18 protein-coding genes are annotated in these 21,562 nt (G+C 39.9%); 9 read left to right on the forward strand and 9 right to left on the reverse strand.

The window, feature by feature from the left end; all coding sequences use genetic code 11:
• The first annotated feature begins 187 nt into the window (after positions 1–187).
• Entirely contained in the window at positions 188–931 is a 744-nt protein-coding gene (locus AC27JP_RS15125; protein ID WP_487116553.1) for a hypothetical protein, read from the forward strand.
• 94 nt (positions 932–1,025) lie between these two features.
• Here the strand turns inward: AC27JP_RS15125 and purD are convergent, their stop codons facing one another.
• The 6 genes from purD to prmA form a co-directional block, all read right to left on the reverse strand.
• On the reverse strand, positions 1,026–2,312 hold the full coding sequence (purD, locus tag AC27JP_RS15130) for a phosphoribosylamine--glycine ligase (RefSeq protein WP_487116555.1): 1,287 nt from the start codon (positions 2,310–2,312) through the stop codon (positions 1,026–1,028).
• A gap of 63 nt (positions 2,313–2,375) precedes the next feature.
• Positions 2,376–3,191: a class I SAM-dependent methyltransferase gene (locus tag AC27JP_RS15135; protein WP_487116557.1), complete on the reverse strand. Its 816-nt coding sequence runs from the start codon at positions 3,189–3,191 to the stop codon at positions 2,376–2,378.
• A gap of 218 nt (positions 3,192–3,409) precedes the next feature.
• The gene (gene purH, locus AC27JP_RS15140; protein WP_487116559.1) at positions 3,410–5,011 is read right to left on the reverse strand and encodes a bifunctional phosphoribosylaminoimidazolecarboxamide formyltransferase/IMP cyclohydrolase; all 1,602 of its coding nucleotides are present in this window, start codon (positions 5,009–5,011) and stop codon (positions 3,410–3,412) included.
• Positions 5,012–5,221: 210 nt separating this feature from the next.
• The gene (gene fis / locus AC27JP_RS15145) at positions 5,222–5,509 is read right to left on the reverse strand and encodes a DNA-binding transcriptional regulator Fis (RefSeq protein ID WP_044832893.1); all 288 of its coding nucleotides are present in this window, start codon (positions 5,507–5,509) and stop codon (positions 5,222–5,224) included.
• Between the two features lie 5 nt (positions 5,510–5,514).
• Entirely contained in the window at positions 5,515–6,492 is a 978-nt protein-coding gene (gene dusB / locus AC27JP_RS15150) for a tRNA dihydrouridine synthase DusB (RefSeq protein WP_487116561.1), read from the reverse strand.
• Positions 6,493–6,688: 196 nt separating this feature from the next.
• Entirely contained in the window at positions 6,689–7,570 is an 882-nt protein-coding gene (gene prmA / locus AC27JP_RS15155; RefSeq protein WP_487116563.1) for a 50S ribosomal protein L11 methyltransferase, read from the reverse strand.
• A gap of 165 nt (positions 7,571–7,735) precedes the next feature.
• On the opposite strand from prmA, the gene AC27JP_RS15160 reads away from it, so the two are divergent.
• The 3 genes from AC27JP_RS15160 (at position 7,736) to AC27JP_RS15170 (ending at position 10,108) form a co-directional block, all read left to right on the forward strand.
• Positions 7,736–8,473, forward strand: coding sequence for a substrate-binding periplasmic protein (locus tag AC27JP_RS15160; protein ID WP_487116565.1), 738 nt, complete (start codon positions 7,736–7,738; stop codon positions 8,471–8,473).
• A gap of 116 nt (positions 8,474–8,589) precedes the next feature.
• Positions 8,590–9,072, forward strand: coding sequence for a putative 4-hydroxy-4-methyl-2-oxoglutarate aldolase (locus tag AC27JP_RS15165; protein ID WP_487116567.1), 483 nt, complete (start codon positions 8,590–8,592; stop codon positions 9,070–9,072).
• Between the two features lie 70 nt (positions 9,073–9,142).
• The gene (locus tag AC27JP_RS15170) at positions 9,143–10,108 is read left to right on the forward strand and encodes a precorrin-2 dehydrogenase/sirohydrochlorin ferrochelatase family protein (protein WP_487116569.1); all 966 of its coding nucleotides are present in this window, start codon (positions 9,143–9,145) and stop codon (positions 10,106–10,108) included.
• 371 nt (positions 10,109–10,479) lie between these two features.
• Here the strand turns inward: AC27JP_RS15170 and AC27JP_RS15175 are convergent, their stop codons facing one another.
• The 3 genes from AC27JP_RS15175 to AC27JP_RS15185 are packed head-to-tail and all read right to left on the reverse strand — an operon-like array spanning position 10,480 to position 12,675.
• Entirely contained in the window at positions 10,480–11,520 is a 1,041-nt protein-coding gene (locus AC27JP_RS15175; protein ID WP_487116571.1) for a WD40 repeat domain-containing protein, read from the reverse strand.
• An 18-nt stretch (positions 11,521–11,538) separates the two neighbouring features.
• The gene (locus AC27JP_RS15180; RefSeq protein WP_487116573.1) at positions 11,539–12,306 is read right to left on the reverse strand and encodes a hypothetical protein; all 768 of its coding nucleotides are present in this window, start codon (positions 12,304–12,306) and stop codon (positions 11,539–11,541) included.
• A 3-nt stretch (positions 12,307–12,309) separates the two neighbouring features.
• On the reverse strand, positions 12,310–12,675 hold the full coding sequence (locus AC27JP_RS15185) for a PadR family transcriptional regulator (protein ID WP_487116575.1): 366 nt from the start codon (positions 12,673–12,675) through the stop codon (positions 12,310–12,312).
• Between the two features lie 348 nt (positions 12,676–13,023).
• Here AC27JP_RS15185 and AC27JP_RS15190 point away from each other — a divergent pair, with 348 nt between their 5' ends.
• The 5 genes from AC27JP_RS15190 (at position 13,024) to AC27JP_RS15210 (ending at position 21,495) form a co-directional block, all read left to right on the forward strand.
• A complete protein-coding gene (locus tag AC27JP_RS15190) occupies positions 13,024–14,982 on the forward strand; it encodes a TonB-dependent receptor plug domain-containing protein (RefSeq protein WP_487116577.1) in 1,959 nt (652 codons plus the stop codon).
• A gap of 19 nt (positions 14,983–15,001) precedes the next feature.
• Positions 15,002–16,159, forward strand: a complete 1,158-nt coding sequence (locus AC27JP_RS15195) for an HmuY family protein (RefSeq protein ID WP_487116579.1) — start codon at positions 15,002–15,004, stop codon at positions 16,157–16,159.
• A gap of 94 nt (positions 16,160–16,253) precedes the next feature.
• On the forward strand, positions 16,254–16,883 hold the full coding sequence (locus AC27JP_RS15200) for a MotA/TolQ/ExbB proton channel family protein (protein ID WP_487116581.1): 630 nt from the start codon (positions 16,254–16,256) through the stop codon (positions 16,881–16,883).
• The gene (locus AC27JP_RS15205) at positions 16,870–17,175 is read left to right on the forward strand and encodes a DUF2149 domain-containing protein (RefSeq protein ID WP_085300332.1); all 306 of its coding nucleotides are present in this window, start codon (positions 16,870–16,872) and stop codon (positions 17,173–17,175) included. Before AC27JP_RS15200 ends, AC27JP_RS15205 begins: the two co-directional genes overlap by 14 nt.
• Positions 17,176–17,202: 27 nt before the next feature.
• Positions 17,203–21,495, forward strand: coding sequence for a cobaltochelatase subunit CobN (locus AC27JP_RS15210; protein ID WP_487116583.1), 4,293 nt, complete (start codon positions 17,203–17,205; stop codon positions 21,493–21,495).
• Positions 21,496–21,562 lie beyond the last annotated feature (67 nt).

The following is a 21,562-nucleotide window of genomic DNA, read 5'->3' on the forward strand; positions in this document are numbered from 1 at the left end:
AACTATTAGTCTAATTAACGGACTAATAATAAGGCTATGAGCTTTAAATTAGCCGCTATATTTTCCATCGGTTAAAATTCTTATGTATAAAAACACAGGAGATAATATTGTATTTATACTCTATATTGATTTGCACATAAGAATAATAAAATGTAAATGAAGTTAATTTACGCAGAGAGCATAACAAATGAAAAGACTTATCATCTTGTTAATGCTTGCTGGCATTAGTAATGCAGCCATGGCAAAGGATGTTGCCGAGTATAAACAGGAACGTTTAATTGCCAAAATATTAAACCAACAAGTTAAAAAGCATAGAAGTATACAAAGTAGCGTTCATTCAATCCTTTCACGCTATCCTGAAAAAGTTGATATCGTTATGGCCGTCGCCTTAGATCGGTACCCAGAAAAATATCGACAAATCATGTTAGGTGCATTATCTGCAGAGCCAGTATTAGCATGTGACGTTATTGAACATGCGATTAAAGCCGATGTTGCACCAAGTAGTGAGTTAGTAAAAATTGCTATCAAGGCTGAGCCGGCTTACGCCCAAGAAATTGTTAATACCGCGGTACAGTACAGCCCGAGCCAACTTGAGGATATAGTCAGAGTTGCAATACGCACTGAACCTTACGATATGAGTAATATTGTTAATAATACTGCTGCAAGCTACCCGTCGAAAATGTTAAATATTCTTACCGCCGCATTAACTGCAATTCCAGAGCAAGCAACTAATATAGTAAAAGACATATTAGCCCTATTTCCTTCTGAAGCAGATAGTGTCGTTGCTACAGCAGTTACGCAAAGCGATGATAGTTATAACAATGGGATAGTCAATGCTGCTATAGACTCAGGCGTTGATAGAGATTCGGCAATAGCAGCAGCTATTGCTGGTGGTGCGAAGAAAGAAACTTTAGCCAAGCTAGATAACTAAACAACCACTTCAAAAGGCAGATAATAAAAAGCCCAACAATTATGTTGGGCTTTTTACTTTAATGATTCACTTAATAAATATCAGTAAACTTTAATCAGCTTTGTTCACGTTCAATGGCGCGATAGGCAATATCAGTTCTGTACTCAACACCTGGCCACGAAATTTCTGCCAGTAATTCATAAGCGGCTTGTTGGGCTTGAGTAACATTGTCACCCATCGCCGTTGCACACAACACTCGACCGCCAGCAGTAACAACAGCACCATCTTTTTCCGCAGTACCTGCATGAAAGGTTTTGCGATCATCCGCTTTATTTTTTTCAAGCCCTGAAATAACATCACCTTTTGGATAACTAGCCGGGTAGCCTGCAGCCGCTAGCACTACACCAACAGCTGGGCGCGGATCAAAATCAATGGTCGCTTGATCTAATTCACCGCGACATGCCATTAAACATAATTCAACCAGATCTGAATTCAAGCGCATCATAATAGGCTGAGTTTCAGGGTCACCAAAACGGCAATTGTATTCAATCACTTTTGGCGTACCATCAGCGTCAATCATTAAACCGGCGTATAAGAAACCAGTATAAGGCGCCCCTTCTTTAGCCATGCCTTCAACAGTAGGCAGAATAACTTCATTCATTGCTCGTTGATGAATTTCAGCTGTAACTACAGGTGCTGGAGAATAAGCTCCCATGCCGCCAGTATTTGGTCCTTGATCACCATTGTATGCACGTTTGTGATCTTGGCTGGTGGCAAACGCTAAAACATTTTTACCATCAACCATGACAATAAAACTTGCTTCTTCACCTTCTAGGAACTCTTCAATAACAACGCGATGGCCAGCATCACCAAACGCATTACCTGCTAACATATCTTTAATAGCGTCTTCTGCTTCGGCTAAGGTCATTGCAACAATAACGCCTTTGCCTGCCGCTAAGCCATCGGCTTTAACAACAATTGGAGCACCCATTTCACGTACATACGCAATTGCTGGTTCAATTTCAGTAAAGTTTTGATATGCACCTGTTGGAATATTGTTACGTGCTAAGAAGTCTTTGGTAAAAGATTTTGAGCCTTCCAATTGCGCCGCTTTTGCACTTGGTCCAAAAATCATCAAGCCCTCTGCTTGAAAAGCATCAACAACACCATCTACTAGTGGTTGCTCTGGGCCGACAATCGTTAATGCCACGTCATTGCTTTTCGCAAAATCTACTAAAGCGGAAATATCACCTACTGAAATAGCGACATTTTCCAGCTTTGCTTCTGTTGCTGTGCCTGCATTGCCTGGGGCAACAAAGACTTTTGTTACTGTCTCTGATTGTGCTGCTTTCCATGCTAACGCATGCTCTCGACCACCACTACCAATTACCAAAACATTCATTAACTTAATTTCCTAATTTACACACGCTGCTATATAGAAATGCTATATAGCAGCTCAGTTAGTTTATTTTACAAACTTTAAGGTCATGCGATCGCTTTCGCCAATCGCCATATATTTTGCTTTATCTTGCTCACCTAAACGTAACACTGGCGGTAACGTCCAAACACCTTTAGGATGAACAGCCGTATCTTTCGAATTAGCATTTATTTCACTCGTTGCTGCTAACGTGAAACCCGCAGCTTTTGCTTGCTCGATAGTTTTACTTTGCGAAACATACCCCATGGCTTTTTTCGCATCAACACCTTCAGGTAAGCGATGCTCAACAACACCTAGCACACCACCCTTTTTCAACGCTTTATATGCGTCTTTAAACGCTTGCTCTACGCCAGCATCACGCCAGTTATGCAAGTTACGAAAAGTTAGCACTAAATCAGCACTTCCAGCAGGGGCAAGCTCACTGGCTTGACGTGGTACAAAGTTAGTCAATTCAACTTCACTGAAAACCTCATTGCTTGCCATTTTTTTTACTAATTGCTTTCGTGATTTACTGTAATAGTTATCTTCGTTAGTATCTGGATAGTGAGCACCATATAACTTACCTTTGCCTTTTACAGCAGGTGCCAAAATTTCAGTATACCAACCGCCACCTGGGGTAATTTCAACAACTGTCATCGACGGCTCAAAACCAAAAAATTCTAAGGTTTCTTTTGGATGACGAAATTGATCACGCGCTTTATTTTTATCAGATCTATGATCACCGGCAATGGCTTGTTCAAGTTGCCCATGCTGATGCGCAGTTGCTATACCTGAACATAATAATGTTGCAGAGATGATAGAAGCGGTAAAAACTTTTTTGAGTGTTTGAGCTGTTGTATGCATTGTTATCTTCCATTAACTAGTTATTTTTTTAAACGCTAGTTATAGCAGATTTTCTCAAGATGTTCAGCGTTGATAGATTTATCTTATCGACAAAAATTAGCGCTTGAACTTATCTAAACATTTCTAAATGTTACACGACGAAGAATACCGAGTCGCTGCACTTATGGGATAAATCAAAGTGCCCAGTATAGTTGGGCACTTTTAACCATCACCGTTAATTAGTGACGGAAATGACGCATGCCAGTAAATACCATGGCAATATTGTGCTCGTCAGCCGCCGCAATAACTTCATTATCACGCATTGAACCACCCGGTTGAATAACAGCAGTTATACCGGCTTCAGCGGCAGCGTCTAAACCATCACGGAATGGAAAGAAGGCATCAGATGCCATCACAGAACCTGCAACTTCTAAGCTCTCATCGGCTGCTTTAATGCCAGCAACTTTAGCTGAATATACACGGCTCATTTGGCCAGCACCAACACCTATGGTCATGCTATTTTTAACATAAACAATCGCGTTTGATTTCACATATTTCGCTACTTTCCAGCAAAATTGTAAATCACGCATTTCTTCTTCTGTAGGTTGACGCTTAGTAACAACTTTTAAATCGCTTGCTACAACTTTACCTTGGTCACGATCTTGTACTAATAACCCACCGTTAACACGTTTGTAGTCTAAACCTGTTGTTTGCGTTGACCACTGGCCACACTCAAGTAAACGCACATTAGGTTTAGCAGCAACAATTTGCGCTGCCGCATCAGAAATACTAGGTGCAATAATCACTTCAACAAATTGACGAGAAACTATCGCTTCAGCCGTATCGGCATCCAATTCACGGTTAAAGGCAATAATGCCACCAAAGGCTGATGTTGGGTCAGTTTTAAAAGCTTGTTCATAAGCCGATAAAATACTGTCACCAATAGCAACACCACAAGGGTTGGCATGTTTTACAATCACACATGCGGCTTCATCAAATTCTTTAACACATTCTAAAGCGGCATCGGTATCAGCAATATTATTATAAGATAGTGCTTTCCCTTGAATTTGCTTAGCTGTTGAAACAGACGCTTCTTCAGGATTCGCTTCAACATAAAAAGCCGCGTCTTGGTGTGAATTTTCACCGTAGCGTAAGTCTTGTGTTTTAATAAACTGGCTATTAAAAGTGCGCGGGAATTTATTTTTCTCTTCGAAGTTCACTTCGCTTGCTTCACTGCCATGTGCAGATAACATTTTTCCAAAGTAGTTAGCGATCATACCGTCGTAGCTTGCCGTATGCTCATAAGCAGCAATCGCAAGATCAAAACGAGTATTAAATGTTAGTGAGTCGCTATTAGCATCCATTTCAGCCAAAACACGACCATAATCTTTAGCATTAACAACAATAGTAACGTCTTTATGATTCTTGGCTGCTGCGCGTACCATAGTTGGACCACCAATATCGATGTTTTCTACAGCATCTTCTAAGCTACAGCCTTCTTTGGCAACAGTATTAGCAAATGGGTATAGGTTGACAACCACCATATCAATCGCGCTAATATTATTTTCTTCCATTACGGCTTCATCGACACCACGACGCGCTAAAATACCGCCATGAATTTTAGGGTGAAGTGTTTTTACACGACCGTCCATAATTTCAGGGTGACCTGTGTACTGTGATGCTTCAATAACTTTAATGCCATTTTCAGCAAGTAGCTTTGCAGTACCGCCGGTTGATAAAATTTCGACATTCTTCTGAGCTAAACGTTGAGCAAATTCTACAATACCAGTTTTATCTGAAACACTTAACAGTGCACGTTTGATTGGGCGTGGTGTATCCATGGTTTTTCTAATTACCTATAATTAAAATGATTGTCTGGCCTATGACACATGTCCGTGGCAGTGAGCTTAGCTCATTATCGCTTCCATTATCTTCGATACGCGATATTTCTATCTGAACTGAAAGTTGACTATTTGGATAACTTTTACAGTCCTAATAACAAAAAAGCACCCGAGGGTGCTTTTATCTGACAGGAAAACCTGTCGTAATTCTTAGTTCATACCGTATTTTTTTAACTTCTTACGTAAAGTACCACGGTTGATGCCTAGCAAGTTTGCAGCGCGGGTTTGATTGCCACGAGTGTATTGCATGACTTCTTCAAGCATTGGCGCTTCAATTTCTGAAAGCACAAGGTCGTACATATCGTCAACGTCATTACCGTTTAACTGAGACAAGTAGTTTTTAATGGCTACTTTTGCTTGTGTGCGTAAAGGCGAGGCCTTTGTCTGAGTTTGTAGATCACCAGTAATAAATGGAGAGGAAATATTTTGTTCAAACATAAAGTTCAGACTCTTTCTAAAGTTAAATTATCAAAATACATAGTTAATGCATCAAGCTGTTCTGAAACAGACTCAAGCGCATTAAAAATAGAACGAAACGATTTTCCTTGTTCATGCGTTTGCATGTACCAAGAAACATGTTTACGGGCAAAACGTACACCCATAAAGTCACCGTAAAATTTGTGCAATTCCTTTACATGCTCAATTAAAATTGAACGTACTTCATCCGTTGAAGGTGCAGACAAATGTCTACCAGTTTTCAAAAAATGGTTAATTTCTCGAAAAATCCAAGGTTTCCCTTGGGCACCACGACCAACCATAATAGCGTCAGCCCCAGTGTAATTTAGTACTTGTTCCGCTTTTTCAGCACAAGTAATATCACCATTAGCAACAATAGGAATACTCACCGCATGCTTAATTGCTCGAATGGTATCGTACTCGGCATTACCTTTATAAAAGTCATTGCGTGTTCTACCGTGAACAGCAAGTGACTGAATGCCGTTATGCTCAGCAATGTGAGCAATTTCAATGCCATTGCGAGTGTTTTCACACCAGCCAGTTCGAATTTTCAACGTCACTGGAATATCAACCGCATCAACAACAGACTTTACAATCTGTTCTACTAATGCGGGTTCTTTCAGTAATGCTGAACCTGCTAACTTCTTATTTACCTTTTTCGCCGGGCAGCCCATATTGATATCAATAATTTGGGCTCCTTGCTCAGCATTAAACCGAGCAGCAAAAGCAAGCTCATCTGGATCCGAACCGGCAATTTGCACCGAACGAATACCAGCTTCTTCACTATGCAGCATACGGCGTTGAGATTTTCCGGTATTCCACACTTTCGGATTTGAAGACATCATTTCTGATACTGCCAAACCTGCCCCCATTTGACAGCACAATTGCCGAAATGGTTGATCAGTAATTCCCGCCATGGGTGCAAGCATAGTATTGCTTGCTAGTGTGTATGGACCTATCTTCACGCTGCTGCTTTTTTGAGCTACTAGTCAAAAGGGCGCTAAGTTTACGTGTTTTTTTTCAGATTGAAAAGGATATAAATTGAACAAAACGCGCTTTTTTTCACGTTTTTTATATTGACATTTTATAAAATGTTGATGAGAACAGTTTTTGTACAATTTGATAACAAAAACTGTTCGTTTTTTAAGACATATATCACTTTTAGTTTCGAATACCTGACAAGCGTACCCACTCATCTTTCACAGCCACCGGATCCATTTGACAAAATTGACCGTAAATTTCTTGCAATTGTTGAGCCTGTTCTTCTAATACACCCGATAAAGCAAGCAAGCCGTCTTGTGCAACATACTCTATAATCACAGGCGCAAGTTCACGCAGTGGACCCGCCAAAATGTTAGCGACAACAATATCCGCTTTAAACTCAGGTTGATCTTTCGGGAGAAATAATTCCAAGCGATCTTGACAGTTATTACGTTTGGCATTCTCTAAACTTGCTTGCAAAGCTTGTGGGTCAATATCGATACCAATGACTTTCTTGGCGCCTAACTTTAAAGCGGCAAGAGATAAAATGCCCGAACCGCAACCAAAATCAACCACAGTTTTACCGGTGAGGTCTAAACCATCAAGCCAAGTTAAACACAGAGCTGTAGTTGGGTGTGTGCCAGTACCAAATGCTAAGCCTGGGTCTAACATCACATTTACGGCATCAGGCTCAGGTACATCTCGCCAACTTGGACAAATCCATAAACGTTGGCCAAATTTCATCGGATGAAAGTTATCCATCCATTCACGTTCCCAATCTTTATCCTCAAGCTGTTCAAGCTTGTATGACATATTTTCTTTATCTGGATGAATACTTCTTAAATAATTCAGCACTTTATCCATATCATGGCTAGCATCATATAAGCCCATCACCACAGTATTGTTCCAGTAAATAACTTCATCACCCGGTAAAGGCTCATAAATGGGCGTGTCTTTGGCATCAATAAAGGTTACCGCTTGTGCACCACAAGCACTTAACCAATCACTATATTTTTCAGCAGTTTCTTCATCTGCACTTAACCTAAGTTGGATCCAAGGCATGTTTTTTCTCGTTAGAAATTTTTGCCTAGTTTATCATTCAAAAGCGCGACAACCTACCCAATTGACCATATACTAAAATAAAATCTGTGCTAGAGACTCCTGCAATATCTAATAATAGTTATGCTGAAATACTTTACTTCACATATTCCAATGAGGTTTTAAAAAATGCTAAAAATAACCTTATTTATCTTAAGCTGTTTTTCAACAAGTGTTTTCTCACAGCAATTTCAAATCGTCAGTGAAGAAGTCCCTCCGCTGCAAATGCTAGATGCCGAAAAGCATCCCAAGGGCGCTATGGTTGAAATTGTCAGTGCTATGCTGAAAAAAGCGCAGCTAGTTGCTGATATTAAAATCTACCCTTGGGCTCGCAGTTACCAACTCGCGTTAAATGAAAAAAACACCCTAATATTTTCATTATTTAGAGATAAGAAAAGAGAAGATAAATTTCAATGGATTGGTAAGCTTTATACACTCAAATCTTACCTAGCAACACTAAAGTCCCGATCTGATATAAAAATTGATAGTTTAACGAAAGCGAAAAACTATAGTGTAGGTACTATTCGTGGCGATCTGGCAGAGAGCTTTTTACTAGAGAACAACTTTACTTTAAACGACAACTTATTCGTTAGTAGTAAATATAATGTGCTATGGGAACTATTATATAGTGGCCGCATTGATGCCGCGTTTACCAATAGTGTGCTTTGGCGCTATGAAATTGAAGCCATAGGGCTAGATCCGGACAAACTGCAACTTAATTATCAAGTACCAAACTTTGCCAGTGAACTCTATATTGCCGCAAGCTTAACTACAGATAAAAACATCGTCGACGCGTTATCAAAATCGTTAGATGAAATAAAAGCCGACGGCAGCTATCAACGCATTTTGGAAAAATGGCAGCTGTAAAATTCGGTACGTAAAATAGCGGGAGTTTATATTCACTATTTTTATTAAATAGCAATAACACAAAGCATGTTTTGGTATTGTAAAACTAACACAATAAAACACTACCAAGGATAGATATGCTAGATTTATTACCCGACTTATTTGACCAACACCCACAACAGCTTGAGCTAGCCACTAGCATTTTTAATGATTATGGCGGAAAAAAAATATTCTATGGGGAAATGGTTACGGTTAGCTGCTTCAATGACAATTCAAAAGTTAAAGAGCTGGTCGGACAAAATGGCGTAGGCAAAGTGATGGTCGTTGACGGTAAAGCCAGTACAACTCGTGCCCTACTCGGCGACATGCTTGCCGAGCAAGCAGTTAAAAATGGTTGGCAGGCGATCATTATTAATGGCTGTATTCGTGATGCCGGCACCATTGCAACATTACCGTTAGGGGTTAAAGCACTCGGTTGTTGTCCGATTAAGACTGAAAAATTAGGCCAAGGGGAAACAAACACTGCTTTAACGTTTGCAGGCCTTACTTTTAATCCAGGTCAATATATTTATGGTGATAGTAATGGCTTAGCCATCAGTAAAACACTATTATCCATATAACAAATACAGCTTCGGCGATATAACTTTCACTCAAGCTGTTTGCATGACTAAACGTTAGAGAACAATAACAATGAAATATTTTCCTATCTATCTAGATGCCAAACATATTAATGCGATGATTGTCGGTGGTGGCGAAGTGGCTGCCCGTAAAATAGACTTGTTATTAAAATCGACCACGAACATTTCAATTATGTCGGAAACTCTCAATAGCAGTGTTGAACGTTTGGTCAATCAACACCAGCTTAAGTGGCTTAAACATAACTATCAACCAGGTCATCTCAACAATATCAATATTGTTATTGCCGCAACCGATTGCAGCGAAGTCAATAGTGCCGTAGCTGAAGAAAGCAGTGCATTAAAATTGCTGACTAATGTCGTCGACCAACCTGAACTCTGCAGTTATATCACCCCGGCAATTATTGACCGCAGCCCGATGATTATTTCAATGTCGAGCTCAGGAAGTGCACCCATTTTATTACGCATGCTACGTGAGCAAATAGAAAAAACCTTACCTAATGGCTATGGAAAACTCGCTGACTTCTCATTTAAGTTTCGCGACCATGTTAAAGCACGAGTAAAAAGTATGCGTGACCGACGAACATTTTGGGAACGTACCTTACGTGGCAATATCGGACAAGCTATTTTAGATGGCCAAACAACAATGGCAGAGCAACAACTTATTGCCAGTTTAAAAGAACAAACTGTACAAGCCAGTGGTGAAATAGTATTTATTCATAGTTTAGATGGTAATCCAGATAATTTAACTTTAAAGGCACACCGTGAAATGCAGTTTGCCGACGCGGTATTTTACGATCAAGAAGTGAATATCGACCTTATTGAGTACATTCGCCGAGACGCCAATAAATATCCTCAAGATATTGCTTCAAGTATTTTAATTAACTTTCAACACGCTTTGGAGCTTGCAGAAAAAGGTGACAAAGTAATTTACTTACTTAATGGCAATGTTGAGATCCCAAAAAATGCCGCTTTTACACAAAGTAAAGTAGTAAAAAAACATATTTATAGTGGCAGCTAAAAACTAGTAATTTTTGGCTCTTACTTAACATAACTCTATGATGCTTATGCCACTAATGCCATTGTTATTAGTAATAATACTAGGCTAACAATATATACTTGGTTTCCTATAGAGTTGGTCGTGCTTAGGTCATTATCATGTTTCATTGCTGACTCCATATTTATGATTTATGATTTATGTTTACTTATGAATAGCAATATAGAGTCAAGCTCAGTGAACTAAGTTCGGCACTTTACGCAACTTTACACTCATTGTCCCTTCGCTGCTTAGGAGTGCATACAGCTAATTAAAAAATCACATAAAAATCATCTGCTTAGTTCTTCTTTTCCTCTTTCCCCCTAATAGCTTACAGTGCAGAATAAAACGTTTCATTAATGTATTAACTTGATCGGAAATTCTTGATAGTAGCCATCACTGGTCAATATCGCAATTCGCTCAGATGTAAGAAATGCAACCTGTAAAACCGATGCTCGGCCAATTTTTTCTGCTAACCATTCCGCCATTAACTCACCATCATTAACTCGCCACAGCATAATTTTTTGTTTAGGCGATCCCGTTAAAAAGTATTGCTGATCAGATGAAAATGCCGAATGGTTTATTTCAAGAAACTTAAGATTAGTTTGCAACTCACTTATCTCAGCAGCCTCCTTACGAGCAAATGACCAAAAAGCCCGATCATTTATCGAATCAATGGTGAAGCCTAAATCGCCGTTTTCATCAATATCTAGATGATTAACACGAGTTCTATGTTCGAATGTTCTAAGCTTGTCGCCACTCTCAGTACGCCAAAGCACCGCAGTTTTATCACTTGAGCCGGTAAAAGCTAAGCTACCATCACTAGCTAGAGCAACAGCATTAATATCTAACCTATGTGGTTGGAAAACATTTATCCTGCCTGTTTGAGTATTAATAATACTCGCTTGGCCACTTCTATAACCTAACAATAAAATGCTGCCATCACTAGAAATGGCAATATCGTTAATAATATTATTGTCGGCATACCATTCGTTTACCTGTTGTATTTTGCCATTTTCAACTAAACGATATAATCGAACACTCATTTGGTTGGAGGTATAAAAATATTCCTTACTAGATGATATGCCAAGCAATGCAATATTTTCAGCGCCAGAAGCAGTAATGCATGGTGCTAGTTTTTGATGTTGCTGATTTTCCCAAAGGCAAACCTGCTCAGGCTCGGCAATTAAAGAAAATTGACCATCATCAGAAATTGCCGCCGCCGTTATCGTTGTTTGTGAGTAACGATAAGTTTTAGTCGCGTTTGAGCTTTGTACTTGGCTCGGTGAGCATGCGCTGATAACAACTCCCAAGCAAAACACAGCAATTAATCGAGCAAACAAAAGTCGGCTCAGCACAATTCCCTTAACCTGTTTTTTCATATCTAAATTCAGCATAGCTTTCCTTTATTTGCTCTATTTATCATTTTGTTCTGAGGTTACATCGGTACTTGCAGCATCTTGTTGCGCTTGCTTTAACTTGTTATGCACTAAGTAGCTTACCGGTAGAATCATATACAAAAATGTGAGCAAGCCGATTGCCATAATAGGGCCGATTTGTGTGGCGATAAAATGGTTGCTGTTAATATGAACAAGTGCCCAAATATAAGGAAGAACAACTAAAGCATAGCCCCAGCAAGCCATTTTACGGGGGCTAAAAGGAGATTTTCTGTCGAGGTAAACCAGCAGTGAAATACTAAAAATGGCAATAATTAACGAAGGACTATCAATGAGAAACCAAACCTCGTCAATTTGCGCAATATAATCACTTAGGTTCGACCAAAAGGCACCATCAAAAAATGCCATATGCGCCTGTCCTGTTAACAAGGTTTGCCAAAAGCCAGGGGCATACTCGGATAAGTTATCAGCGTAAGATAACCAAGCAATTAAGGCCAACACCATTAAAAATAGCACTAAAGGTAAAACAATATTTAACTTGCGAATAAAACTTGCTGAGTTAAAAGTTTTATTGAAATATATCAAGCTAGTCTGCATCGCTTGCTGCCAAAACCAGCGATTCGCTGCTTTTGTATTATCTTTAGCTCGCTCACTAAATTCTTCCAGTAAGTCGCCAAGGATCATATCAAGTACTTTACTGGGGAGTATCCAAGCTAATAGCATCATCGCGAAAGTCGGCGGAGTTACTGGGCTAGAAGCAATAAATTTCTCGCTATTATTGTTCATTTTTTACCGCCCTCCAATTAGGGTAAATGGCGTTGCCATATTGCTATTTTTTAATGCTACGTCTTGCCATAGCGCATCCATTGCTGTCCGAGCACGTTTAAGTGCAATTTGCCCTTGTGGTGTCACTTTAAAGAACCGTTTAGCTCGCCCACCTCGTTCAGCCGTTGCTTCTCCAAGCTTACTGCTAACCATACCCTTTTTTTCTAATCGTTCTAAAGTTGAATAAATGGCACCAATAGCGACATTACGATTAATTTCGTTATCCAATAATTGTCTAATTTTAGCCCCATAAGCTTGATCATTTAAGCGCACAAGCGCCAACATTGCCATTTGCTCAAATTCACCAAGAAACTTTTCTTTTTCTGTCATTATCAGCCTCCTCAACAATGAACTACATTGTAGATAATTAAATTAAACTTGCAATTTATTTCTACTACAAAATAGTTTTAATAAAATTTATTGGCGTAAAAATAACTAAGTAAATGCTAGCACCTTACTGGAAAAATAATCTTAACCATTTGAAGATTAATAAATTATTTTTAAAATCCATTAATCTCATTGTCGAAATTTTGATTACCAACCCCCAATATCAATAGACAGCATTTGAATTTAATACACTTTCCTTAATAAATTTACTTGCTATTTTTTTACCTAACCACTACGATCGCAATCGATAATCATTCGCATTTAGATTTCTATTAGTGTTGTAACCAAATAATGTATATAAAAGCTAGCCTATCGGCCTTGGTTTTTGCTTTGCCTATTACGTCAATAGCGCAAACATCACCAAACTCAGATCAAGAAGAACGTATTGTTGTCACTGGAACCCGTACAGCAAAACTATTAACTAACTCACCTGTTTTAGTGGATGTTATAGACGGTGATATTGTTGCTAAAGTAAGCCAGGGCACTTTGGCGCAAGCGCTAAACTACATACCTGGTGTTGTGGTAAAGCGTAGTGTTAAAGACGGCTACAACATACAAATGCAAGGATTCGATGGCGATCATGTTTTGGTGTTAATTGATGGTCAACCTATCATTAGTCCTACAGGCTCTTCTGCCGATTTAGACCAAATTCCAGCCGATAATATTGAACAAATTGAAGTCATTCGCGGTGCCGCTTCTGTTATGTATGGTAGTTCCGCTATGGGTGGTGTTATCAACATTATTACCCGTAAAAGCGATGAGTCGGCATTAAAGTTTGACTATGATCTTAGCCAATATCAGGGCAATACTATTGAAGATGGCGACCTTAATCACACCATTAAAGTTTACGCAAATGAAAACATTAATGGTTGGCAAACGCAGCTAAATGCTTTAGTGATTGACGATCAAGGCTTTGATTACAACAGCAACACCGTCAGTCAAGATGCTGCCAGTGTTGACAAAAAGTTTATTACCTTAGGTACTAGCAAAGACCAGGGTAGCATCGCCACTGATATTAAATATCAATGGTTAGATGAAAAGAAATTACGAGATAGTTCTGCAATACCAGGTCAGAGTGAAATTATTTATTATCAAACTGACTTAACTAAACATCAACTAGACCTTGGTTTAAAAGGCACTAAAGCCAAAAAAGAACCTTGGCAAATTAACTTCAGATATATTGATCATCAAGAAACTAGTGGTCAATCAAATAGCTTGCGTGACACTCATATCCTAATGTCTGAAATTAATGGTCAAACGGTTTTTCAACTAGATAACATTGAATTAGTCACTGGCGGGGTTATCCATGCTGACAAGCTAGATCAGGACAAGCCAGCCGATGGTGTTATTGAGATTAACAATAAAGGTCGTGAGAGCGCCGAAGTATTCGCGCAAGGCAATTGGATAAAAAAAGACTATCAAATATTAGCGGGTATGCGCAGCCAATATGACTCAGATTTTGGTTGGCATAATGCGGTGCGTTTAAGCACCATGAAAAATATTAACTTAACTGATGTAACGCTGCAATGGCGAGCCGGTCTAGGACAAAGTTACCGAGTGCCAAACCTAAAAGAGCGCTTCTATGTATTTGATCATAGCGCACTAGGTTACATGGTATTAGGTAATGAAAACCTTAAGCCAGAAACCGCCGATTCTTTTAATTCAAGCTTAACCATTAACACCAGTTTTGCTGACAACAGTATCGATTTTAGCAGCGATATTAGTGTTCACTATTCAGAAACAGACGATTTAATTGACTCGGTAATCGACCCACAGCAGTCAGAAGAAACTGGCTTATCTATCTACCAGTATCAAAATATTAGCCAAGCAAAAATTCACGGCTTTGATGTTAGTACCGAACTTACCTTTAGCCAATGGCAAATGCAGTTAAATTATAGCTACTTAACCAGTGAAGATCAGGATAAGGAACGCTTATTTTCGCGTCCACGCCATCAAGTGAAATTCAATATTAATTACGACATTGATGCTTATGACATCGAACTTATTGCCTATGCCGTTTATCAAGCAGGTGAAGCTGTACCTGATAGTTATCAAGGTGTAGAAAATAATGAATACACCACCTTTAATGCGGTACTTAATCAAGCGATAACTAACCAATTATCGTGGCGAATAGGTGTCGATAATATTTTTGATGAACACAAAAGCTCATCGGCAAATAGCCAAAATTTATTTGATGCAAGACCTGTTAGCAGCCGCACCATTAGTGCCGGTATTAGCTACCAATTTTAAGAGAATCTCGGAGAAAAACATGAACAATAATTTATCAACGCCATTTAAATTAACCAGCTTAGCACTATGCGTATTATTAACCGCATGTGGCGGTGGCAGCAGCTCGAGCAATGACACAACACCTGAGCCGACACCAGAACCAACACCGACAGCACCAACACAGGGCACCATAATTGGTCCTCACAGCACAGGTAGCGTTAGTGAACCAGTATTCGTTTATTACGACTTAGATGGCAGCGCGGTTGTTGAATTAACCGAAGAACAAGCAGAAACAGATACCGTGTGGGATATTGCCTTTAAACGTAGCGGTATTTACTTAAACCAGCATAGCGACAATGCAATAACCGCTTATGCTACGGGTAATAACAGTGATTTTTTTGATGCCGATGGCAAAGCAATTGCCGCTAGCTTTATCGCTGCAACCGCTGAAACTGAGCTGACTGATTATTTAGCCATAAAAACCAGTGATATTCCAAGCGATGAAACTAAGTTTGTTGGTGATATCACTTCAAACATTATTGAAGGGTTTTACGACTATAACTCTACTACTCATGTCGTTACTGCTGCCGACAGCAAATACTTTATTGCTAACTCTGACGATGCTTTTACTAAATTTAGAGCAACAAGTATCACCACAGCTGGCAGAGGTATCGGCCAAATTACCTTGCAAACGGCATATCAAAGCAGCAGCGATGCCGCATTTGCTGCAGAGCAAGAGCTTACTATTGACGCAGCATTAACTTGCTCGGGTGACGTAACACACGTTTATGTAGATTTTGATAGCAATCAAGAAGTTACTATGGCTGACGAATGGGATGTTAACTTGCCATGCGCGGCAGATAAAACTGGTGCTGATTTCACCATTAACATTGCCGACGATGCTCAAGCTATGCATGATTTTGACAATAGCTATGACGCTATCGACCCAACAGCCGTTGCTTATTATGGCTTCCAAGCCAATAGCTATTCAGTAAAAGCTTTTGATGCGACACCTTGGTATCAATATGGTTTAAATGGTGGTCACTTATTATGGTCACAGTTTGATGTTTACCTAATCAAAACACCAACAAAAACCCATAAAGTGCAAATCACTAGTTATTACGACGCAGACGGTGTTTCAGGAAACATCAGCTTTAGAGCTGATGAAGTTAATGAACTTGCTGGCGAAGGTGCATAAATACCTTAACTAAAATATCAGGCTCAAGGCATCACCTCTCCCGTGCTTTGGGCTTGATTTTTCTTTAATACTAATAACATATTAGGAAAACATTATGATCGCCCAGATCGAACAAACCATGTACCAACTGTCTGACTTTTTTATGGCACCGGTACTTTGTCTCATTGCACTACTTTTTGTTTATTCACTGTTTGCCACTGGCCAATTTTTTAGCCAAAGCATGCAGCGCCGCCGTCATTACAAATCATTCTTACAATTACTCAATAGCAAACTAGGCAGTAATCAAGCATTGAAATTAAATGGCTACCCTATGGCAACGCTTGCCAATGAAGTACCTAATATTAGCCAAGACCAACTTGATGTTGCGGCATTAAAAGAGCTAGAAGGTGTGCGAAATGTCAGTCGTCTTGCGCCAATGCTAGGCTTAATTGCCACTATGATCCCAATGGGACCAGCATTAAAGAGTTTAGCTGACGGCAATATACAAGGTATTAGTGAAAATCTTATTGTTGCCTTCTCAGCCGTGATATTTGGTTTGATCATCGCTTCAATTACCTTTTGGATAGCCTCAGTTAAAAAGCGTTGGATGGTAGAGGAACTTGTCGCCATTATGCCGCTACTTAACCATCAACCCGTTGACAACCAGCAAACAGCTGAAAATAGCACAGCGGCAGAATCAGCTTTGCCAATACAAGCCTTGGAGAAAGATTATGAGGCTGCTTGATGAAGACGAAGGCATTAACCCAGCATTATCCGTGGTCAATTTAGTTGATGTGTTTTTGGTACTGGTTGCTGCATTACTCATTGCCATTGCGCAAAACCCGTTAAACCCATTTCTCGCTGAAGATGTCACCGTCATCAAAAATGAAGGTAAAGATAATATGGAAATTATCGTGAAAAAGGGCAATACCATCGAAAGCTTTAAAAGTGATGGCAAAACCGGTTCGGGTACCGGCAAAAAAGCGGGCACTGCCTATGAAATGGCAGACGGCAGCATGATTTACGTAAAAGAATAGCGATAATATCCAATGAACAACTCTTTAATGAAAATTTCCATATTATTATTTGGCCTGTTTACCTTAGTCGGTAACGTGTTTGCTGAAAACAAAAATAGTAATAAAGAACAAATAGTCGATGAAAACAGCCAAAGTGTGCTGTTCGTTAGCACCGCTCACACCAATACCGCCAAAATTACCTTGTTAAAAAAGGTGGCTGAAGAGAAAAGTAATCAAACTTGGCAGATTGCGCAAAAGTCAGCAAAATCTTTACTGACAACAGCCAACAAAGCTGGCGCTCTAACGGCACTTTTCAACCAATATGATTTAGTCATTCTTGATGCGGTATCAGTACGAGAAGCCAGCGCGGCCTTTGATAACTATGCAAGTGAAATTGCCAAAGTAAACACCAGTGTTGTTGCCTTTAGTTACTTACAAAACCAAAACCTCAATAAAGGCTTAACTAGTGAGAATGCTAGTACCTTACAAGACTATTGGATGAATGCCGGACGTCGTAACCTCGACAATATGCTTAGTTTTATTTCAGCCAATATTGTCTCAGACAAGCCAAGTACATCAACAACAGCTAAGGTTCCCGCACCAATTATTTTTCCACAACAAGGCATTTACCACCCGTCACTACCTAACTTGATCATTAACGATTTAGTGGAATACAAAAAACTGCGCCCAGCCAAACCACAACAAGCTAAAATAGCGGTACTGTTACAACGAGCATTAATTGAGTCTGAGCAAACCCAGTTAATTGATGCCACCATTGCGCAATTAGAGGCCAAAGGTGCTTATGTTGTGCCCTTCTTCTTTGAATTAAGCCCAGTTAGTGGCGACTATAGCCAACTATTGCAAATCCCAAGCACTGAACAAGCTGCAGACAGCCAAGCCATAAGTGATCAAAACTTAGCCATGAAAACCGATGTTGATTTAATCATCAGCTTTCGCAATATTCATTGGGCAAACAAACGTAAAGTCGAATTTGAAAAATTCGCAGTGCCTGTGATGCATGCTATGACTTACTATTCTGGTGATAAAGCCGCATGGGAAAAAGACATGCAAGGCGTTAGTGCCAATATGATGTCATTCACCTTAGTACTGCCTGAAAACGCCGGCGTAGTCGATCCTATGATAGTCGCGGCTATGAATATGACTGATCAAAATGTTGAAATTATTGACTATCAACTTGAGCATTTAGTCAATAAAGCCATCAACGTGGTGAACTTAAAATATAAAGCTAATCAAGATAAAAAAGTGACGGTATTTGTTTGGGGCGACAAAGACGTGGGTGCGTCTTTTATGAATATTCCTGAAAGTATTGAAGCCATTAGTCAGCGCTTAACCAATGAAGGCTATCAAACTGCTGAGCGTGATGCCGAGTATTTTGTTGCTAACGCGAAAAAAATCCTCAACCCTTTCTATCGTGATTATCAGTTAACGGAATTATTAGACAATGATTTAGCTGAACTAATGCCCATTGATCAGTACCTAACCTGGTTCAATGCCCTACCCGCTGAATTAACCCAAAAAATAAACGATCACTGGGGTAAGCCACAAGATAACTTTATGGCGGTAGAGAAAGATGGTAAACACTATTTCATTTTGCCGCGCATTCGTAATGGCAATATGTTAATTATGCGCCAGCCTCCGCGTTCAGATAATAAGAATGACGAGAACATGATTTATCATCAAGGCCTTGTGCCGATTAACCATTTCTATCTTGCCGCTTATTATTATGCCCGCGAATACTGGCAGTCAGACGCGATTGTGCATTTAGGCACCCACGGCTCACAAGAATACCTAGGCGGGAAAGAACGTGGATTATCCATTTATGACCAAGGCAATTTAGCGGTCTGGGATACCCCTGTGGTTTACCCATTTATTGTTGATGATGTTGGTGAAGCCATGCAAACCAAACGTCGTGGCCGAGCAACCGTTATTTCACATATGACACCACCTTTCGCTGCTGCAGGTTTAGAAGGTGAAATCCGCAATTTACATGAATTGATGCACCAATATAAACAGCTTGATCAAGGTGGCGTAAAACAAAAAACTGCTGCGCAACTTACCAAGTTATGCTTCGATACCAATATTTGTAAAGATTTAGGCTGGCAGCAAGAACGCATTGACCAAGAGTTTGATAAATTTATTGATGCCTTGCACATGCATTTAGAAGCATTGGCAACAGCGAACCAGCCTTTAGGTTTACATACCTATGGCTACATTCCTGAGCAGCCACTGACTATCTCAACTTTAGTACAAATGTTAGGTAACGACTTTACTCAACGTGCCAGTGAGTTTGAACATGACAACTATGCTAAAAGCTTAGTCGGTGAACATCACGACGACGATGAAGACGAAAGCGCCGCTCATAGCCATACCTACCATGAGAAGAGTCCTGAAAAAGGCCCTAGAGAAATCGCTAGCAAAAGCGCTGAGACGAAAAGCATTGCCAGCCCTGACACTGCACAAGAAAATGACATAACACGCTTATCAGGTTATTTAACCGTTAAAAATTATATCATTGATGCTGCTGATCAAAATGCCCAGCGTCCGGTTGCGCTTAGCGAACTTTCAACTGAGCTACAAGCAGATATTGAACGCGGTAAAGCACTATATAACAGCATGGCAAATATCCATGAACTCGATGCTATGGTGGACTTTCTTAGCGCTAAATATATCCCGGTTAAATCAGGTGGTGACCCAATACGCCACCCTGAATCATTAGCCACTGGCTATAACTTATTTGGCTTTAATCCTTCACGCGTTCCTACCCAAGCCGCTTACGAACAAGGTAAAGAACTGGTGGAAGAAATGATTGCGAACTACTACCAAAAGCATCAAGCCTACCCTGATAAAATGGCCTTTTCTTTATGGTCAATTGAAACGATGCGTCACTACGGCGTACTTGAATCGCAAGTACTATATGCCATGGGTGTAAAACCTAAGTGGAGTAAAAGCGGTCGCGTTATTGGCACTGAAGTTATTCCTTATAGTGAATTAAAACGCCCACGTATCGACGTGGTGTTATCGGCGACAGGTTTGTACCGTGATGCTTTTCCTAATGTCATGCAAATGTTAGCAAAAGCCGTTAATCAAGTGGCCGCTTTAAAAGAAGACAACAACTCGATTTGGCAAAATAGTCAGAAAGTAAAAGCTAATTTATTAGCGGAAGGCGTCGAAGAAAAAGAAGCCGAATACTTATCAACCATACGTATTTTTTCAAATCAATCAGGTGATTACGGTACCGGCGTTGATGATGCGGCTTGGGCAAGTGATACCTGGGAAACTGACAAGAAAATATCTGATAACTACTTAGGAAAAATGGGTTATTTCTTCGGTGCTGACAATAGCCGTTGGGGCGAAAAAGGCGAAAATACTGATGGCAAAGATATTCAGTTATATGCCAAGCAATTATCAGGCACCGACATTGCCATGTTTGCTCGCTCTTCAAATCTCTTTGGCATGCTAAGTACTGACGACCCATTTGAATACTTCGGTGCGTTAAGCTTAGCAGTACGCAATATTGATGGTAAAAGCCCTGACATGGTAGTGGCAAATTTACGTGATGCTAAAAATGCCAAAGCAGAAGATGCCGGATTATTCCTCGCCAAAGAATTGCGTACTCGCATGTTTCACCCTCGTTGGATAAAAGAGTTACAAAAAGAAGGCTATTCTGGTGCCGTGTCATTAGCGTCAAAAATGGATAACTTTTTCGGTTGGCAGGTGGTCGATCCTAACTTGATCAGGAACGATCAATGGGACGAGTATATGGATATTTACGTTAACGACAAACTCGCTTTAGAACTTGATGAATGGTTTAAAGAAATTAATCCCGACGCCTTTGCTCGTATGATGGAGAGAATGCTGGAAGCAGAACGTAAAGACTACTGGCAAGCAGACCCTGAACGTTTAAAGCAGCTTGTTGAGCAATATATTGCTGTCGTTAATAACAATGATTTAGTCATTTTAAACGATGCAGTAAAAGCGCATGTTAACGAACTTGCTCAAGGTTATGGCTTAGCACCACTGGCGGCACAAACCATGGAAGCCATGGCAGCAAGCGCAAAAGCACAGCAAGAAATCAATAACCAGCAACTTGCTGAGCAAAGCCAAACAGAAAATGCTGAACAACAAGTTGAAGGACAAAAACTGGAAAAGCAAACGGTGCAAACCATTGAACCAGATAATGTTATTTATTACAGCTTAGCAGGTATCTTGTTACTGATACTATTTGGTGCACTTTGGCAGGTTAGAGCCGCAAAGCCAAATAAACAGCAAATTTACTTACTATCAAGCCAGCAAAATCAAGCGCTAGATAAAGCGGCGTAATACCGACTTAACTTAGTATAAAAAAAAGGCAGTATCATTAAAATGAAACAGCCTTTTTCATCTACTT

This window comes from Colwellia sp. SU-HH01172 (assembly GCF_057553355.1).

What these genes read in the sequence shown, in the direction of transcription:
- AC27JP_RS15135 (WP_487116557.1), bottom strand. Translation starts at nt 3,191, where the DNA reads ATGCATACAACAGCTCAAACACTCAAAAAAGTTTTTACCGCTTCTATC.
- AC27JP_RS15210 (WP_487116583.1), top strand. Translation starts at nt 17,203, where the DNA reads ATGAAAATTTCCATATTATTATTTGGCCTGTTTACCTTAGTCGGTAAC.
- AC27JP_RS15195 (WP_487116579.1), top strand. Translation starts at nt 15,002, where the DNA reads ATGAACAATAATTTATCAACGCCATTTAAATTAACCAGCTTAGCACTA.
- purH (WP_487116559.1), bottom strand. Translation starts at nt 5,011, where the DNA reads ATGGATACACCACGCCCAATCAAACGTGCACTGTTAAGTGTTTCAGAT.
- fis (WP_044832893.1), bottom strand. Translation starts at nt 5,509, where the DNA reads ATGTTTGAACAAAATATTTCCTCTCCATTTATTACTGGTGATCTACAA.
- AC27JP_RS15185 (WP_487116575.1), bottom strand. Translation starts at nt 12,675, where the DNA reads ATGACAGAAAAAGAAAAGTTTCTTGGTGAATTTGAGCAAATGGCAATG.
- AC27JP_RS15175 (WP_487116571.1), bottom strand. Translation starts at nt 11,520, where the DNA reads ATGCTGAATTTAGATATGAAAAAACAGGTTAAGGGAATTGTGCTGAGC.
- AC27JP_RS15200 (WP_487116581.1), top strand. Translation starts at nt 16,254, where the DNA reads ATGATCGCCCAGATCGAACAAACCATGTACCAACTGTCTGACTTTTTT.
- purD (WP_487116555.1), bottom strand. Translation starts at nt 2,312, where the DNA reads ATGAATGTTTTGGTAATTGGTAGTGGTGGTCGAGAGCATGCGTTAGCA.
- prmA (WP_487116563.1), bottom strand. Translation starts at nt 7,570, where the DNA reads ATGCCTTGGATCCAACTTAGGTTAAGTGCAGATGAAGAAACTGCTGAA.
- AC27JP_RS15190 (WP_487116577.1), top strand. Translation starts at nt 13,024, where the DNA reads ATGTATATAAAAGCTAGCCTATCGGCCTTGGTTTTTGCTTTGCCTATT.
- AC27JP_RS15170 (WP_487116569.1), top strand. Translation starts at nt 9,143, where the DNA reads ATGAAATATTTTCCTATCTATCTAGATGCCAAACATATTAATGCGATG.
- AC27JP_RS15125 (WP_487116553.1), top strand. Translation starts at nt 188, where the DNA reads ATGAAAAGACTTATCATCTTGTTAATGCTTGCTGGCATTAGTAATGCA.
- AC27JP_RS15165 (WP_487116567.1), top strand. Translation starts at nt 8,590, where the DNA reads ATGCTAGATTTATTACCCGACTTATTTGACCAACACCCACAACAGCTT.
- AC27JP_RS15205 (WP_085300332.1), top strand. Translation starts at nt 16,870, where the DNA reads ATGAGGCTGCTTGATGAAGACGAAGGCATTAACCCAGCATTATCCGTG.
- AC27JP_RS15180 (WP_487116573.1), bottom strand. Translation starts at nt 12,306, where the DNA reads ATGAACAATAATAGCGAGAAATTTATTGCTTCTAGCCCAGTAACTCCG.
- AC27JP_RS15160 (WP_487116565.1), top strand. Translation starts at nt 7,736, where the DNA reads ATGCTAAAAATAACCTTATTTATCTTAAGCTGTTTTTCAACAAGTGTT.